Origin of the sequence: Pantoea sp. SORGH_AS_0659, from assembly GCF_031453915.1 — a bacterium.
Taxonomy (GTDB): Bacteria; Pseudomonadota; Gammaproteobacteria; order Enterobacterales; family Enterobacteriaceae; genus Pantoea; species Pantoea leporis.
Window position 1 is genome coordinate 530,297 of record NZ_JAVJAK010000003.1, and the last position, 15,793, is coordinate 546,089.

15 protein-coding genes are annotated in these 15,793 nt (G+C 57.8%); 11 read left to right on the forward strand and 4 right to left on the reverse strand.

Features of this window, described 5'->3' with window-relative positions; all coding sequences use genetic code 11:
• Window positions 1–16: 16 nt before the first annotated feature.
• Entirely contained in the window at window positions 17–943 is a 927-nt protein-coding gene (locus Q3H59_RS23630) for a LysR family transcriptional regulator (protein WP_277975333.1), read from the reverse strand.
• Between the two features lie 97 nt (window positions 944–1,040).
• Here Q3H59_RS23630 and Q3H59_RS23635 point away from each other — a divergent pair, with 97 nt between their 5' ends.
• On the forward strand, window positions 1,041–1,904 hold the full coding sequence (locus Q3H59_RS23635; RefSeq protein WP_192412930.1) for an aldo/keto reductase family oxidoreductase: 864 nt from the start codon (window positions 1,041–1,043) through the stop codon (window positions 1,902–1,904).
• 87 nt (window positions 1,905–1,991) lie between these two features.
• Here Q3H59_RS23635 and Q3H59_RS23640 read toward each other — a convergent pair whose 3' ends face one another.
• Complete coding sequence (locus Q3H59_RS23640; RefSeq protein WP_309837636.1) at window positions 1,992–3,476, reverse strand: PLP-dependent aminotransferase family protein; 1,485 nt, start codon at window positions 3,474–3,476, stop codon at window positions 1,992–1,994.
• Between the two features lie 109 nt (window positions 3,477–3,585).
• Between Q3H59_RS23640 and gabT the strand changes: the two genes are divergently transcribed.
• Together gabT and gabP are read left to right on the forward strand one after the other, a co-directional pair.
• Window positions 3,586–4,848 (forward strand): 4-aminobutyrate--2-oxoglutarate transaminase, encoded by a 1,263-nt coding sequence (gabT, locus tag Q3H59_RS23645; RefSeq protein WP_309837639.1) that lies wholly within the window; start codon window positions 3,586–3,588, stop codon window positions 4,846–4,848.
• Window positions 4,849–4,942: 94 nt separating this feature from the next.
• On the forward strand, window positions 4,943–6,337 hold the full coding sequence (gene gabP, locus Q3H59_RS23650; RefSeq protein WP_101761447.1) for a GABA permease: 1,395 nt from the start codon (window positions 4,943–4,945) through the stop codon (window positions 6,335–6,337).
• A 32-nt stretch (window positions 6,338–6,369) separates the two neighbouring features.
• On the opposite strand, the gene Q3H59_RS23655 is transcribed toward gabP, so the two are convergent.
• Window positions 6,370–6,696 (reverse strand): hypothetical protein, encoded by a 327-nt coding sequence (locus tag Q3H59_RS23655; RefSeq protein ID WP_101761446.1) that lies wholly within the window; start codon window positions 6,694–6,696, stop codon window positions 6,370–6,372.
• Window positions 6,697–6,872: 176 nt separating this feature from the next.
• Here Q3H59_RS23655 and Q3H59_RS23660 point away from each other — a divergent pair, with 176 nt between their 5' ends.
• Window positions 6,873–8,210 (forward strand): glycoside hydrolase family 10 protein, encoded by a 1,338-nt coding sequence (locus tag Q3H59_RS23660; RefSeq protein ID WP_405042518.1) that lies wholly within the window; start codon window positions 6,873–6,875, stop codon window positions 8,208–8,210.
• 395 nt (window positions 8,211–8,605) lie between these two features.
• Here Q3H59_RS23660 and Q3H59_RS23665 read toward each other — a convergent pair whose 3' ends face one another.
• Entirely contained in the window at window positions 8,606–9,526 is a 921-nt protein-coding gene (locus Q3H59_RS23665) for a LysR family transcriptional regulator (protein WP_101761445.1), read from the reverse strand.
• 143 nt (window positions 9,527–9,669) lie between these two features.
• On the opposite strand from Q3H59_RS23665, the gene Q3H59_RS23670 reads away from it, so the two are divergent.
• From Q3H59_RS23670 to Q3H59_RS23700, 7 genes are read left to right on the forward strand one after another with little or no spacing between them, the layout of a single operon-like run.
• Entirely contained in the window at window positions 9,670–10,617 is a 948-nt protein-coding gene (locus Q3H59_RS23670) for a PDR/VanB family oxidoreductase (RefSeq protein WP_309837642.1), read from the forward strand.
• On the forward strand, window positions 10,614–11,813 hold the full coding sequence (locus tag Q3H59_RS23675; protein WP_280173094.1) for an amidohydrolase family protein: 1,200 nt from the start codon (window positions 10,614–10,616) through the stop codon (window positions 11,811–11,813). The genes Q3H59_RS23670 and Q3H59_RS23675 overlap by 4 nt, the downstream gene beginning before the upstream one ends.
• The gene (locus tag Q3H59_RS23680) at window positions 11,803–12,258 is read left to right on the forward strand and encodes a RidA family protein (protein ID WP_192235591.1); all 456 of its coding nucleotides are present in this window, start codon (window positions 11,803–11,805) and stop codon (window positions 12,256–12,258) included. Before Q3H59_RS23675 ends, Q3H59_RS23680 begins: the two co-directional genes overlap by 11 nt.
• A 14-nt stretch (window positions 12,259–12,272) precedes the next feature.
• Window positions 12,273–13,151, forward strand: coding sequence for a creatininase family protein (locus Q3H59_RS23685; RefSeq protein ID WP_222183195.1), 879 nt, complete (start codon window positions 12,273–12,275; stop codon window positions 13,149–13,151).
• Between the two features lie 9 nt (window positions 13,152–13,160).
• Complete coding sequence (locus tag Q3H59_RS23690) at window positions 13,161–14,132, forward strand: ABC transporter substrate-binding protein (RefSeq protein WP_280173093.1); 972 nt, start codon at window positions 13,161–13,163, stop codon at window positions 14,130–14,132.
• Window positions 14,129–14,962 carry an ABC transporter ATP-binding protein gene (locus tag Q3H59_RS23695; RefSeq protein ID WP_280173092.1) on the forward strand — a complete coding sequence of 278 codons (834 nt, stop codon included), beginning with the start codon at window positions 14,129–14,131 and terminating at the stop codon, window positions 14,960–14,962. The genes Q3H59_RS23690 and Q3H59_RS23695 overlap by 4 nt, the downstream gene beginning before the upstream one ends.
• Window positions 14,959–15,759 (forward strand): ABC transporter permease, encoded by an 801-nt coding sequence (locus Q3H59_RS23700; protein ID WP_101761439.1) that lies wholly within the window; start codon window positions 14,959–14,961, stop codon window positions 15,757–15,759. The genes Q3H59_RS23695 and Q3H59_RS23700 overlap by 4 nt, the downstream gene beginning before the upstream one ends.
• The last annotated feature ends 34 nt before the right edge of the window (window positions 15,760–15,793 follow it).

Genomic DNA, 15,793 nt, shown 5'->3' on the forward strand with positions numbered 1-15,793 from the left:
CGATAACTGGCAACGGTTATCGGCTTTTTTTCGCTTCTGCACCTGAATTCAGTTCGCGCACATAATCCAGAAACGCCTGTAGCGGCGCCGGAATCAACCGGCGATCGTTGTAATAGAGCCAAAGGCCAGAGAAGCTTTGCCACCAATCCGGCAGAATCGGCTGCAGGCTGCCATCATTCAGCGCCGGTCTGATCCAATCCTCAAATAAGTAGACCATGCCGCAGCCAGCGATTGCCGCTTCTACCGTCAAGTCCATCGCCGCGCCGATACTGCAAATCAGCGGACCTTTCGGCTGCAAGCGCACGGTTTCCTCGCCGCAGGTAAATTCCCATTCGGCAATCACGCCAGTCGCATAGCGTCCGTGTAAACAGCGATGCTGCACTAAGTCGCGCGGATGCTGTGGTTTACCGAACTGCGCCAGATACGCGGGAGATGCCGCCAGGGCAAAGCGCTGGGTGCGCGGACCGATTGGCAGTGCCACCATGTCTTGCTCCAGATGATCGTCGTAACGAATGCCGGCATCACAACTATCGCGGAACACATCCTGCACATTACTTTCCGCCACCACTTCCAGCTGGATATCGGGATAGCGCTTTAGAAATCCCGGCACAATCGCCGGTAACACAATGCGCGCGGCGCTCACCGGCACATTTAAGCGCAAGGTGCCGCCCGGCGTATCGCGGAACGTGTTCAACGCATCCAGCGCCGCATCCATTTCGTTCATCGCCGGAAGCAGGCGCGACATCAGCGCCCTGCCGGCTTCTGTTAACGCCACAGTGCGCGTGGTGCGATTAAACAACCGTACGCCAAGTTGCTCTTCGGCACGCCGCACCGCATCACTTAAGCGCGACGGATTACTGCCGGTTATGCGCGCCGCCTCGCGAAACCCGCCTGCTTTGGCCACTGCCACCACCGCGTGCAGCAAGGCAATATCTAATGCCATTGTTCGCTACCTCGTACACTGTGTCCTGATTTGTACGGATAGTCGCACAGCGTTTTGGCGATTACAATCTAACCACACACTGACGAAGGAGCTTTCCATGTCTCATCCAGCATTGACTTACACCCTTGGCGACCGCCAGGTTGCACGACTCGGTTACGGTGCCATGCAGTTAGCCGGTCCCGGCGTGTTTGGTCCGCCGAAAGATGAAGCGCGTGCTTTACAGGTGCTGCGCGATGCGGTCGCAGCAGGCGTGAATCACATTGATACCAGCGACTTCTACGGTCCGCATATCACCAATCAGCTGATCAAAAAAGCGTTACACCCTTACGCCGACGATCTGGTTATCGTCACCAAAGTAGGCGCGCGCCGCAACGATAAAGGCGGCTGGTTACCGGCATTCACGCCAGAAGCGCTAACGCAAGCGGTGGAAGATAACCTGCGCAATCTTGGGCTTGATGTGATGGAAGTGGTTAATCTGCGTTCGATGCTGGACGTGCACGGACCGAAAGAGGGTTCGCTGGAGCCGCAGGTTGAAGCGATGATCAAGCTAAAAGAGCGCGGGCTGGTTCGACACATTGGTCTGAGCAACGTGACGGCTAAACAGGTGGCCGATGCCCAGGCGATGACGCCGATCGCCTGCGTGCAAAATCTCTATAATCTGGCCAATCGTCAGGATGAGGCGCTGCTCGACCAACTGGCAGCGCAAGGCATTCCTTATGTGCCGTTTTTCCCCCTCGGCGGATTTTCACCGCTGCAATCGGATCAGCTGAGCGAGGTAGCGATTGAGCTCAATGCTACGCCGCTTCAGGTGGCGCTGGCGTGGCTGCTGCAGCGTTCGCCTAATATTCTGCTGATTCCGGGAACGTCATCGCCGGAGCACCTGAAGCAAAACCTGGCGAGTAGCGAAGTGACACTTACGCCAGAAATTGTGCAGCGGCTAAACACCATCGGCCAGCGATAGAGCACCCTTCGTAGCGGCGCCATTTATTGCGCGTGTTTTGCCATATACATTGCGCAACAAATTGCGCCGCTACGGATTATTCACTGTTTAAATGATTTTTGCCTCGGCCAGACAACCTTTGAGAATACCAAACGCATCCTGACACTGCCGCTCATCGACGCAGGCAAAACCCAACAGCAAGCCGCGCCGCTCCTGCGGATGCATATAATATTGCGACAACGGCCGCACCTTAACGCCGCGCCGTAGCGCCAGCGCGGCGACCGCCACATCGTCGCAGCCGGTTGGCAGATTCATTACCAGGTGCAATCCCGCCTCATGATTCACTACCGGCAGAAAATCGGCGCCCAAATAACGCTCAATCAGGCTCACCATAAAGCGCCGCCGCTGGCTGTAGAGCTTGCGCATGCGGCGAATGTGCGACATGTAATGCCCTTTTTGGATGAACTCTGCCAGCGCGCGCTGCACCAGCAAATGCCCGCCGCGATAGAGTTCCGCCGCCGCCACACGCAGCGGCTGCGCCAGCGCTTTTGGCACCACCAGATAACCGAGACGCAGCGCCTGATAGAGCGTCTTGCTAAAAGTGCCCATATAAATCACCGGCGCATCCGGCTCAAAGCCTTGCAACGACGGGAACGGCTGGCCGGAGAAGCGAAACTCGCTGTCGTAATCATCTTCCACCAGCCAGGTTTTGTGTTTGCGCGCCAGATCGAGCAGCTGCTTGCGCCGCTCCAGGCTGAGATGCACGCCCAGCGGATATTGATGTGACGGTGTCACGAAAATCATCTTCGGTGCGCGACTGCGCGGCGGCAAATCGGGGATCAATCCCTGCTCATCCACCGCAATGGCATTGATTTTCAGTCCGTTGATGCGTAGCAGATTGCGCGTCCCCCAATAACCAGGCTCTTCGATCCACACCAGATCGCCGGGATCGCACAACACGCGCGAAACCAAATCCACCGCCTGATGAATCCCTTCAGTGATGATGATTTGGTCGGCATCGGCGCGTACCGAACGCGCCACGCTCAGGTACTCCGCCAGCGCAGCACGCAGCTGTGCGCAGCCGCCATTGCTGCTGTAAATCAGCCGTTCAATATCCGGTTCACGGTTCAGACGCGCCTGAATCTGGCTGAAGAGTTTATGCGGGAACTGCGTGACATCCGGCGCGCCGGGCACAAAAGCGCCCCACTGATACGGCGAGGCATTGGCATGGCCGAGCAGCGAAGCGCCGCGTTTGGAAATCGCCGCCGGTTTCGCGCTTAACGTTTCGATCGGCGCCACGTTGCGCGGCGTGTTCAGCGATCCCTCCGGCAAATTTTCTGCAATCCATGTTCCGCTGCCGGTACGCGCCGTGACGTAGCCTTGTGCCATCAAATTCTCATACACGTTCAACACCGTGTTGCGCGACACCGACAGCTCGCGCGCCAAATCGCGCGTGGCGGGCAGGCGCGTGGCGCGCGGAAAAATGCCTTCTGCAATAGCGGCTTGCATACAACTCAGCAAACGCTGCTGCAACGTCCCTTCCGGCATAAACTGCATGCGCTCTAATACATGATCGGCGTACAAACTTCGCAATTGGCTCCCCTCTTTTCACTGAAAGTGGCTCTGGCAAGATAACTCAGCGCAGGCATAAATAAGCGTGTTTGTCGTGATTTGTAAAGACGCTTATCGCTAAGGAAAGGTTATGGAAGGTAAAAACAGCCAGTTGCAGCAACGTAAAGATGATGCCCTGCCACGCGGCACCGGCAATCTTTGTCAGTGGTATGTAGAGCACGCGGAGAACGCCACGCTGCGCGATGGTGAAGGCAACAGCTGGATCGACTTCGCTGGCGGCATCGCGGTGCTGAACACCGGGCATCGCCATCCGCGCATCGTGCAGGCGATTGCCGATCAGTTAGAGAAATTTACCCATACCGCATTCCAGGTGACGCCGTATGAGAGCTATGTGGCGCTGGCGGAACGCCTCAATCGCGTGGTGCCGATTGCCGGTAAAGCCAAGACCGCGTTCTTCTCCACCGGCGCTGAAGCGGTAGAAAACGCGGTAAAAGTAGCGCGTGCGGCTACGCGTCGCCACGGCATCATCACCTTCGGTAACGCCTTCCACGGTCGTACTTTTATGACCATGGCGATGACCGGCAAAGTGGCCCCTTACAAACGCGACTTCGGTCCGATGCCCGCGTCGGTGTGGCACGCGCGCTATCCCAACGGCGTCACCGGCATCAGCGTTGATGATGCGCTGGCCAGCTTGCAGGATATTTTCACGCAGGACATCGCGCCACAGGATGTTGCGGCCATCGTGCTGGAGCCAATTCAGGGCGAAGGCGGCTTCCACGTCGCGCCGCCTGAATTCTTCAACCGCCTGCGGTCGCTGGCCGATGAGCACGGCATTCTGCTGATTGCCGATGAAGTACAAACCGGCTTTGCCCGCACCGGCAAATTGTTCGCGATGGATCACTATACGGTGAAACCGGATCTCATCACCATGGCGAAAAGCCTCGCGGGCGGCATGCCGTTATCGGCGGTCAGCGGCCGGGCCGAGATTATGGATGCGCCGGGTCCAGGCGGCCTGGGCGGCACCTACGCTGGCAATCCGCTGGCGATTGCCTCGGCGCATGCGGTGCTGGACGTGATCGCCGACGAGAAGCTGTGCGAACGTGCGCAACAACTCGGTACTCAGTTAACCGATTTCCTGCACAGCGCACGCAGCCAGTGTTCCTCCATCACCGACATTCGCGGCCTTGGCTCGATGATTGCGGTGGAGTTCGCCAGCGCGCAAACCGCGCAAACCATCCAGCAACACGCGATGGCGCGTGGGCTGCTGCTGCTTACTTGTGGCCCGCAGGGCAATGTCATCCGCTTCCTCTATCCGCTCACCATTCCTGATGCGCAGTTCGGCCAGGCGCTGGAGATCCTCAGCAGTGTGCTGAGTCAACACGCCGATTCGTAACAATCTACCCAGCTCGCGCGGCGGGCTGGGCTTCTCACCTGTTGTAACCCGGCTGCGCGTCGCGCGGCCTGAGAGACGCTTTGGAGAAACATTGATGAGTTCACAGAATGCCGATGTACTGGCGCAAGGCCTGAAGCCGCGCCATGTACGGATGTTATCGATTGGCGGCGTAATTGGTGCCGGATTGTTTGTTGGCTCTGGCCATGCGATCGCCGAAGCCGGTCCGGCGGTACTGCTGGCCTACATCGCCGCGGGCGCGTTGGTGGTGCTGATTATGCGCATGCTGGCAGAAATGGCGGTGGCGTCACCGGATTCCGGCTCTTTCTCCACCTACGCCGACAAATCGCTGGGCCGCTGGGCCGGCTTCACCATCGGTTGGCTTTATTGGTGGTTCTGGGTGTTAGTGATCCCGCTGGAAGCCAACGCCGCTGGCACCATTCTGCATTCGTGGTTTCCGCAGGTTCCGGTGTGGGAATACACGCTGGCGATCACCACGTTCCTGACCATCAGCAACCTATTCAGCGTCAAAAACTATGGCGAGTTTGAATTCTGGTTCGCCCTGCTGAAAGTGGTGGCGATTGTGGCATTCCTCTGCGCGGGAAGTTTAGCGGTATTCGGTTTGATGCCGGGCAGCAGCACGCAGGGAATTTCACATCTCTATGACACGCAAGGCTTTATGCCTAACGGCATCGGCGCGGTGCTGGCGGCCATTCTGACCACTATGTTCTCATTTATGGGCACCGAGATTGTCACCATTGCCGCCGCCGAATCGCGCGAGCCGAAGAAACAAATCACCCAAGCCACCAACTCGGTGATCTGGCGCATCGCGCTGTTCTATCTGCTGTCGATCTTCATCGTGGTAGCGCTGGTGCCGTGGAATACGCCGTCGCTGATGAAAGCCGGTTCTTACCAGACAGCGATGCAGATGATGAACGTGCCTTACGCTAAGCAGATCGTTGATGTGGTGGTATTGATTGCGGTGTGTAGCTGTCTCAATTCTGCGCTGTATACCGCATCGCGCATGATCTATTCGCTTTCACGTCGTGAAGATGCGCCTGCCGTCGCGTCGCGCACTACACGCAGCGGCACGCCGTGGGTAGCGGTGTTGCTCTCCACGGCGGCGGCCTTCCTCGCGGTGATCGCTAACTATCTGGCGCCGAGCGCAGTATTTGAGTTCCTGCTCGCCAGTTCCGGCGCCATCGCGTTGCTGGTGTATCTGGTGATCGCCGCGTCTCATCTGGTGCTGCGTAAAAAGCGCGAAGCGCGCGGTGAAATCCTCAGCTATCGCATGTGGCTATTCCCTGGCCTGACGTGGGCGACGATGGTGTTCATCGTTGGCGTGTTGGTTGCCATGCTTTTCAACCAACAACACCGTCCAGAGATTATCGCCACCGGCCTGTTGACGCTGGGTGTCGTCGCCGCCAGCCGTATTGTGCATCGCAAACGCGTGGCGCGGAAAAACGAGGAGATGGTGGCGTTACGTTCGTAACGCATGACTTCCAGGCAAGGATGCCGCGGAACTTAGTCGTACTGCACGTCGATGCTGATGGCTTCTTCCTGCACGTTGAGGTTTATCGCGCATTTACGCCACACCGGCAGACCGTTGGTCATATTGTTATCCACGAAGTACTGCTGAAAATCTTTCAGCGCCTCCGAGAGATCGCCTATCGCGCGCGCATCGGGTTCAAACCAATCCGGTTCACCGTTTTCATCGATGTAATCGAACTGAAACTGCCCGCCATCATCGTCCGCAAACAGTTCAGCCTGAACGATCAATTCCCGCGCACCTTGCGGGCCACAGCTAAAGATGATCTGGCCGATACGGCGATAAAGGTCTTCGTATTGCATAGGTTTTGGGTTCCTCAAATAAATTTACTGCGTGCAACTCATTGCGACGCTACAAAATCCCGTACTTATCAGTAGCGGCGCGATTCATCGTGCAAACCATGACACCATTATTGACTTTAGTTCGCATGATAAGAGAATGAGGCTCTTCGAACAGAAAGTTGCAAAAAAGGGAGTTTATCATAGCCTGTTCACATCGTTTTCCCTGGGTTAACACCTATAAAAAATCTGCTGCGCTGGTCGCCATTGCTGTCGCCCTCTCACTGGCCAGTTGCTCCTCGCCACCACCGAAATCACTGGTCACGCCGTTGCCGACGGTCACCAAACCGCCAATGCCGACTAAACCAGCGCTGAGCAAAGAACCGGTACGCGGCGTGTGGCTCACCACCGTTTCACGCCTCGACTGGCCGCCAATCAATTCCGTGAATGTCAGCCCGGCCAACCGCATCCACCAGCAGCAACAGGCGTTGACCGATAAGCTAGATAAACTGAAAAGCCTCGGCATCAATACGGTATTTTTCCAGGTAAAGCCGGATGGCACCGCGCTGTGGCGCTCCAGCATCTTGCCGTGGTCAGATATGCTCACCGGCAGGATTGGTGAAGATCCCGGCTACGATCCGCTGAAATTTATGCTGGATGAGGCGCACAAACGCGGCATGAAGGTGCACGCGTGGTTCAACCCATATCGCGTCTCGACCAACGTCAAACCTTCCACGGTTAACGCGCTGAATAATACGCTTGCGCTGCAACCGGCCAGCGTATTTGTGCTGCATCGCGACTGGATCCGCACCGCCAGCGACCGCTTCGTGCTCGATCCCGGCATTCCCGCCGCACGCGACTGGATCACCAGCATCGTTGCGGAAGTGGTGTCGCACTATCCGATCGACGGCGTGCAGTTCGATGACTATTTCTATACTGAAACGTCCGGTTCAACCCTCAACGACAGCGCCACGTTCCGCCAGTATGGTCAGGGTTTTGCATCGAAAGCTGACTGGCGGCGCAACAATACGCTGCTGTTAATTGAGCAGGTGTCGCGCACCATCAAGCAACTGAACCCGAACGTAGAATTTGGCGTCAGCCCGGCAGGCGTGTGGCGCAATCTGTCGCATGATGCGGCGGGCTCCGACACGCGTGGCGCGGCCGCCTACGACGAAGCCTACGCCGATACGCGTCGCTGGGTGCAAATGGGACTGCTGGATTACATCGCGCCGCAGCTTTACTGGCCGTTTGCGCGCCAGGCCGCCCGTTACGACGTGTTAGCCCACTGGTGGGCGGACGTGGTGAAGCCAACGCATACGCGGCTCTATATCGGTGTGGCGCTGTACAAAATCGGCGAAGCGTCGAAAAGCGAACCTGACTGGACGGTGAATGGCGGCGTGCCGGAGTTGAAAAAACAACTCGATCTCAACGAGTCGCTACCGCAAATTAACGGCACCATTTTGTTCCGCGAAAATTACCTTAATCAGCCACAAACCCAGGATGCGGTGAATTATTTGCGCAGCCGTTGGGGCGATTAACATTATCGTAAGGTCGCCATCCATGGCGTAATGCTTGTCAGTTAAGCAAGCATTTGCTTTGAACAGGTAGCGGGCGCTGACACATCTGCTGCGTCACGCGCCTTTAGCAAATGTGTCCTTTTCAAAAACACGCACAGAAGTTTAAGCAGGCCGGGGCCACTTTTGGGCAGGCAATCCGCAGCGCTGAACGCAGCGAGGAAGCCAGGAGAGCCCGCAGGACGCGGGCGAAAGGCGGAGCCGGGACAGGACGTCCCGTCTCCGCCGGTCCGTCAGGCAGACGAGCAAAGTGAAGGTACCGCGCTAGCGGCGCGAGGACCGCCGGACCAAAAATGGTACCGGTCTGCGCACTCGTCGTCGGCTTAACTGACGAGCATTACGCCATTCATGGCGACCGATTACGCCAGCAACTCCTCACTCTGCATCAGTGCAAAAAACGACTCCAGCTCGCGCAACATCATCGAAGCGGCAATCGAAAGCTGGCGCTGCGGCGCAACACACAGCGACAAGGTAAATGGCTTCAGCACCGTATCGATCAGCGGAATAAACTTCAGTTCACCGCGCCGATACTCATCAACGATATCCAGCCAGCACATCAGGCTTATCCCCACATCATCACGCACCAGTGAACGCAGCATATGAATGTTATTGGTGCGCGCCACTTCGTTGATCTTAATGCCCGAACTGTTGATCAGCGCTTCCAGCGGATCGGCCAGCATCAGCGGCGCGGCGGGCACGATAAATGGCCAGGATTCGCAGTGGCTGAAACGGATCGATTCCAGATTGGCCAGCGGATGTTGACTGCTCACCACAATACCCAGACGTAAATCGGCAAACGACTTCACCAGCAACTCGCGCGAACTTTGCGGATTAAGCATGATGCCGAAATCCGCATCGCCCGAGGTCAGCGCATTGGCGATGTGGATGTTGCTCATGGTGGTCAGCGTGAAGGAGATGCCGGGATAGTCACTGCGAATGCGCTGCAAAATCGATGAAAAAAAGCCGCGATTAATCGCATCAATGGTGGCGATATGTACATGGCCGTGACGTAATCCGCGCAAATCATCCAGCTGCGTGCAGACGCGGCCAAAATCCCGCTGCCAGTTTTTCGCCGCATTCAGCAGGATCTCACCCGCTGCGGTCATACGTAATCCTGATGGATGACGCTCAAACAGCGGCATATCCAGCTGTTCCTCCACGCGCAGGATCTGCCGATCAATTGAGGATGCCGAGACGTGCAGCACCTCAGAAGCCTTGCGCAGCGAACCCTGGCGGGCCACCTCAGTGAAATAGAGCAGAAATCGGGAGAAGGCGAACATAAAGGGTGCTCTCTTTTTTGCAACGCATCATGCGAATTAAACAGATGGACGCTTACACATGGGCAAAATAATAATCGCTGCCATGATAAAAACAAGGGTTTGCGCGGCCTCGCAGCTGATGACATCCCTATTCAGGCAGAAAGATGATGAAATCCACTCCTCTCGCCGTCACCGTCATCGCAAAGCAGTTCAACGGTGCAGGCAATGTGTTACTGACGCTGGCGAATCGCAGCGGGCAGCCGCTGCCGGCTTTCACGCCCGGCGCGCACATCGATGTCATTATTCCTGACTGCGGTAAACGCCAGTATTCACTCTGCTCTGCGCCAGCCGAGCATTATGAAATCTGCGTAAGTCTGGATGATTGTTCAACCGGCGGATCGCGCTGGCTGCATCAGCAGTTAACCACCGGCGATAAGCTAGAGATATCCGCGCCACGTAACCACTTTCCGCTGCCGCACGCGTCGCGCACGCTGCTGTTTGCCGCCGGCATCGGCCTGACGCCGCTGTTGGTGATGGCCGAAGCACTGGCGGCGCGTCAGGCGGATTTCACCCTGCACCTTTACCTGAAACGCGCCGACCAACTGGCTTTCAGCCAACGTCTGAGCAAACTCGGCGCGCGCGCCGTCATTCACTACAGCAGCGAAGGCGACAGCCTGCGCCAGCGCATTCCCGAAGCTCTCACCCAGCCAGACAACGCTGCGCTGGTGTTCTGCGGCCCGGCGGGTTTTATGCATCATCTGCAGCAGCTGGCGTTGCAACATGGCTGGGACGAAGCACAGCTGCACAGCGAGCGCTTCCAATCCACATCTTCGCTGATGGCTGGCGCTGCCTTCGAAGTGCAGCTCGCCTCCTCCGGCGCACGCTTTGCCGTGGGCGAGCAACAAACCATCGCTGAAGTACTTGAAGAAGCAGGGATTGAGATTGAACTCTCCTGCGAACAAGGCATGTGCGGCGCCTGCATCACCGGCGTGTTGGCGGGCGAGCCGGATCACCGTGATGATGTGCTGAGCCAGCAAGAGCGTGCGGCCAACGATTGCATCGTGCTGTGCTGTTCACGTGCGCGTTCACCTTTATTGGTACTGGATCTATGAGCGGCTATCCGGGTGCGACCGGCGCACGTTTACCCCGCTGGCTGCTGCCAGAAAACTGGCCTGAAGCCAACAATCAACCGCAGCTGGCGACCTTACATTTCCACGCCGCGGGCCTGCAATTCGAACCCGACCATGCAGCAGCACCCGCTGATTATCTGCCGCTTCACGGCGCGCTGGTGCTGCCCGCGTTTATCGAACCGCACGCGCATCTGGATAAAACCTTCACTATTCAACGCAGCCCGGCGCAACAGCCCGGTTTGCTGGCCGCGATTGCTGCCATGCATCAGGACCGCGTGCACTGGAACACAGCAGATCTGCAGCAGCGCGCTACGCAGGCGCTGCGCTGGGCGGTAGAAGCTGGCGTCGGTTTGCTGCGCACCCACATCGACTGGTTCTCCGTTGATGCACCATTAGCGTGGCAAGTGATTGGCGATCTGCACCATCCGCTGTGCAGCATCGAGCGCGTGGCCCTCGCGCCACTCACCTTCTTTGCCGACGCCAGCGATGCGCAGCATATTGCCGCGCAGGTCGCGACCAGCGGTCCGGGCGCGCTGTTGGGCGGTTTTATTCACAGCAGCAACTGGGATGCGCAGGCGTTTCAGCATCTGATGCAGGCCGCCGAACTGTGGCAGCTGGATATCGATCTACATATTGATGAAGAACTTAACGTCGAGGCGCAGGGATTGCGCTGGCTGGCGCACTATTTGCAGCAGCATCCGTTTAGCGGCGCGATCACCTGCAGCCACAGCTGCGCGCTGTCGCAGCAGGACGATGCGCAACAGATTCTTGCCGTGCTGGCGCAACACAATGTGACATTGATTGCGCTGCCGCTCACCAATCTGCTGTTGCAGGACGCGGTGCCCGGCCGCACGCCGCGTTTGCGCGGTTTAACGCTGGTGAAAGAGGCGCAGGCGCTGGGCATTCCGCTGCTGCTCGGCGCTGACAACGTGCAGGACGCGTTCTGTCCGTTTGGCAGTTACGATCCGCTCGATACGCTGTTTAGCGGTTTGCTGAGCCTGCAACTCGGCGCGGCGTTTGATCAGGTCTCCGCGCTGATCTGCCAACGCCGCGCGCTGCTGGCCAATGATTTGGTGATTTTTCCGCATGCCGATGTGGCGAGCTGGCCGTTGCGTCAACGTCAGCGCTATCGGCTGAAAAGGGGTGTGCGTTATGGAGAAACAACAGATGGCGCTTGATGCAGGAGCGGGAAAACCGCTGGCGAAATATGCCGCGTGGCGACGCGCGGGTGACTTCATTTTCCTCTCCGGCATTATTCCGGTGAACCCACAAACTGCCACCATTGTGCGCGGCTACGACGACATTCCCGCAGCGGCGCAACAGCTGCTTGGCCGCACCGGCGAATTCTCCACCGACATTAAAGAGGGGCCGATTCTGGCGCAGAGCTGGTACGTGCTGGAGAGCATCCGCGCCACCATCGAAAGCGCCGGCGGCCAGATGAGTGATGTCTTCAAACTGGTGCAGTACTTCCGCAATCTCGACCATTTTCCCCACTACAGCCGAGTACGTAAGCAATTTTTTCCCGATGCGCCGCCGGTTTCTACCGTGGTGCAGGTGAGCGAGATGCTGCCGAGTCCGGACGTCTTAATTGAAGTTGAAGCCACGGCGTGGTTGCCGCAATAACACGAGGAGTTCAAATGTTGCATGGTTATATTCCGGCAAACCGCTTTTTGCCGTACCTGAGCTGGACCGACATCGCCACGCTGGAAAATAAAGCCAACACCGTGATCGTGTTGCCGACCGGCGCGATTGAGCAGCACGGCCCGCATTTGCCGTGCGCGGTGGATAGCGTGATCGCCTCCGGCGTGGTCGGCCATGCGCTGGCGCGCTTACCCGCGGAAATCCCGGCTTACGCCATTCCGCCGATCACCTACGGCAAATCGGATGAGCATCTGCATTTTCCCGGCACGCTAACGCTGACCGGCGAAACCCTGCTGCACACCATTCTGGAGATTGGCGAATCACTCTATCGCGCCGGTTTCCGCAAGTTCCTGATGGTTAACGGCCACGGCGGCCAGCCACAGCCGTTACAGATGGCGGCGCGCGAACTGCGTCTGCGCCACGGCGACATGATCATCATCATGCAAGACACCTTTAAAGTGCCGAACTGCGCGGAAAGCTTTATGGACGACAAAGAGCGGCAGATGGCGATGCACGCGGGACATGCCGAAACCGCGCTGATGCTGGCGCTGGCGCCCGATACCGTGCAGATGGATAAAGCGGTGGCTAATTATCCGCCGGCATTCCCCTGCCCGACGCTTTCGACCAACAAACCGATGGCGGCGTGGGCCTCCTACGATTTCGGCCCAAGCGGCGTGATTGGCGATCCTTTGCCCTCCACACCGGAGCAAGGCGCGGCCATCCTCGATTCGCTGGCAGAAAGCTGGGCGCAGGTGATTACCGAAGTGCACCAGATGACATGGGTAACCCGCGCCGAACCGGCGTGGGGCACCGGCCAGTGGCAAGGCAAAGTATTAGATCACCATGACGCAGCCGCCTTTTTAACACCTCGCTAGGGAATAACGATGAAAAAAACATTGAGCACTGTTGCCGCGCTTGCGCTGGCACTCTCGGCCCCGAGCATGGCGGCAGAGAAATTCACCTTTATGACCAACTGGTATGCGCAGGCCGAACACGGCGGCTTCTACCAGGCGCAGGCGCAGAATCTGTATCGCGATGCCGGCCTCGACGTCACCATCAAGATGGGCGGTCCGCAGGTGCATACCATGCAGCTGATGGCGGCCGGTCAGGCCGACTGCATTATCAGCGATAACATGCAGGCGCTGGAAATCTGGCAGCAAGGCGTGCAGGCGATGCCGGTTGCCACCACCTTCCAGCACTCGGCGATTGCCTTTCTCACCCATCCGGATGTGAAAAACCAGGCCGATTTGCAGGGCAAAACCTTCCTGCTGGCGGCGGAAGCCTATACCTCATATTGGCCGTGGGCGCAGAGCGCGCTGAAGCTGAAAAATGCCCGCGTGCGTCCTTACACCTTCAGCATTCAGCCGTTCCTCGCCGATAAAAATCTGGTGCAGCAAGGCTATATCACCTCCGAACCGTTTGCGGTGCAAAAAGCCAATGCGCAGGCCAATGTTTACCCGATCAGCGATTGGGGTTATCCGCCGTACGGCAACAGCATTGTGTGCATGAAATCGACCATTGAGAAACGGCCGGCTGCGGTGGCGGCGTTTGTGAAAGCGTCGATGCAGGGCTGGAAAAACTATCTGCAAGATCCAAGCGCCGGTAACGTGCTGATCAAGAAAGAGAACCCGCAGATGAGCGATGAACAGATCGCTTTCGGCATTGCGCAGATGAAGAAATACCAAATGCTGACCGGCGGCGATGCGCAAACCGGCGGCATCGGCATCATGACCGAAGCGCGTCTCAAGCAAACCTGGCAGCTACTGGTCGATACCAAGCTGATCGATGCGGCTAAAGTACAGTTTGACGGCAGCTACACGCTGAAATTCATCCAAGACGTCAAGGTTCTGCCATGAATAGCGCCAACCATTTGACGCTGCTGCATCCCGATGCGCAAGCGGTGCCGCGTTCTGCGGCGCCACCGGCGATTGAGGTGCTGTCAGCGGAGAAAATTTATCCCAACGGTACGCGCGCACTGCTGCCGGTCGATCTCACCATTCGTCAGGGCGAATTTGTCTCGCTGCTCGGCCCGTCCGGCTGCGGCAAAAGCACCTTGCTAAAGATGATCGCCGGGCTGATTGAGCCCACCGATGGCAAGTTAATGCTGTTTCGCCGCGATCGGCGGGAAAATCAGCGCGATCTGCCGCTGTCGTTTGTGTTTCAGGAAGCGACGCTGATGCCGTGGAGCAACGTGCACAAAAACGTGCGTCTGCCGCTCGATTTGGCGGGCGTGCCGCGTGCCGAAGCGGACACCCGCGTGCGCGAAATCCTCGAACTGGTCGGCCTCGGCCAGTTTGGTCACGTATTGCCGCGCGAGCTTTCCGGCGGCATGCAGATGCGTGTGTCGATAGCGCGCGGTCTGGTCACGCGCCCGAAGGTGCTGCTGATGGATGAGCCGTTTGGCGCGCTGGACGAAATCACCCGCAACAAGCTGGACAGCGATCTGCTGGATTTGTGGCAGGAGCAGAAGCTGACGGTGGTGTTTGTCACCCACTCAATTCAGGAAGCGGTATTTCTGTCGCAGCGGGTGATTATGATGGCGGCGCGCCCCGGACGCGTGGTAGATGACATCCGCATTGAAACCACGTTGCCGCGCGACGATGAGTTCCGCGTCAGCCAGGATTTCACGCATTATGCGCAACAGCTGCAACGCGGCCTGCTGGCGGCGAGCAAGGAGAGTCAATGATGAAACCGTTAGCAAGCCATCGGCAATTTCAGCAGTGGCTGTTCCCCGCCATCGTCGCGGTCGCCATGCTGCTGTTGTGGCAGTTTCTGGTCACCACCTTCAAAGTGCCGGTATTTCTGGTGCCGTCGCCGCTAGTGGTGGCGCAAAGTCTGGTGCAGAACTTCCCGACGCTATTTATGTCATTGCTCTACACCCTGAAAATCACCGTTATCTCTTTTGCGGTGGCGATTGTGATTGGTTCGATTGTGGCGTTTCTGCTGGTGCAAAATCGTTTTATTGAGACCGCCCTTTTTCCCTACATCGTGTTCTTGCAGGTGACGCCGATTGTCGCGATCGCGCCGCTGATCATCATCTGGGTGAAAGACACCACGCTGTCGTTGGTGGTGTGCGCCACCTTGATGGCGGTGTTTCCAATAATTTCCAATACCACGCAAGGTCTGCGTAGCGTGTCGCCAGGATTGCTGAGCTATTTCCGCCTTAATCATGCATCACGCATGCAGATTCTGCTGCGCCTGCGTATTCCTTCGGCGCTGCCGTACTTCTTCGGCGCGCTGCGCATCTCCAGCGGCTTGTCGCTGATTGGCGCGGTGGTGGCAGAGTTTGTCGCTGGCACCGGCGGCACCGATACCGGGCTGGCGTACCAGATTTTGCAGGCCGGTTACCAGCTCAATATCCCGCTGATGTTTGCCGCGCTGCTGCTGATTTCACTGGCAGGCTTCCTGCTGTTCGCGCTGATGTCGTGGCTAACGCGCCGCGTGCTGGCGGCATGGCATGAGAGTGAATTGAGCCCCAGTTAAGAAACACGCATGCGCCGTAGTGGCGCAATACCCC

Coding starts and splice junctions, on each gene's coding strand:
- gabP (WP_101761447.1), top strand. CDS start 4,943: ATGAGTTCACAGAATGCCGATGTACTGGCGCAAGGCCTGAAGCCGCGC.
- Q3H59_RS23700 (WP_101761439.1), top strand. CDS start 14,959: ATGATGAAACCGTTAGCAAGCCATCGGCAATTTCAGCAGTGGCTGTTC.
- Q3H59_RS23630 (WP_277975333.1), bottom strand. CDS start 943: ATGGCATTAGATATTGCCTTGCTGCACGCGGTGGTGGCAGTGGCCAAA.
- Q3H59_RS23690 (WP_280173093.1), top strand. CDS start 13,161: ATGAAAAAAACATTGAGCACTGTTGCCGCGCTTGCGCTGGCACTCTCG.
- Q3H59_RS23665 (WP_101761445.1), bottom strand. CDS start 9,526: ATGTTCGCCTTCTCCCGATTTCTGCTCTATTTCACTGAGGTGGCCCGC.
- Q3H59_RS23655 (WP_101761446.1), bottom strand. CDS start 6,696: ATGCAATACGAAGACCTTTATCGCCGTATCGGCCAGATCATCTTTAGC.
- Q3H59_RS23695 (WP_280173092.1), top strand. CDS start 14,129: ATGAATAGCGCCAACCATTTGACGCTGCTGCATCCCGATGCGCAAGCG.
- Q3H59_RS23670 (WP_309837642.1), top strand. CDS start 9,670: ATGATGAAATCCACTCCTCTCGCCGTCACCGTCATCGCAAAGCAGTTC.
- gabT (WP_309837639.1), top strand. CDS start 3,586: ATGGAAGGTAAAAACAGCCAGTTGCAGCAACGTAAAGATGATGCCCTG.
- Q3H59_RS23685 (WP_222183195.1), top strand. CDS start 12,273: ATGTTGCATGGTTATATTCCGGCAAACCGCTTTTTGCCGTACCTGAGC.
- Q3H59_RS23675 (WP_280173094.1), top strand. CDS start 10,614: ATGAGCGGCTATCCGGGTGCGACCGGCGCACGTTTACCCCGCTGGCTG.
- Q3H59_RS23635 (WP_192412930.1), top strand. CDS start 1,041: ATGTCTCATCCAGCATTGACTTACACCCTTGGCGACCGCCAGGTTGCA.
- Q3H59_RS23680 (WP_192235591.1), top strand. CDS start 11,803: ATGGCGCTTGATGCAGGAGCGGGAAAACCGCTGGCGAAATATGCCGCG.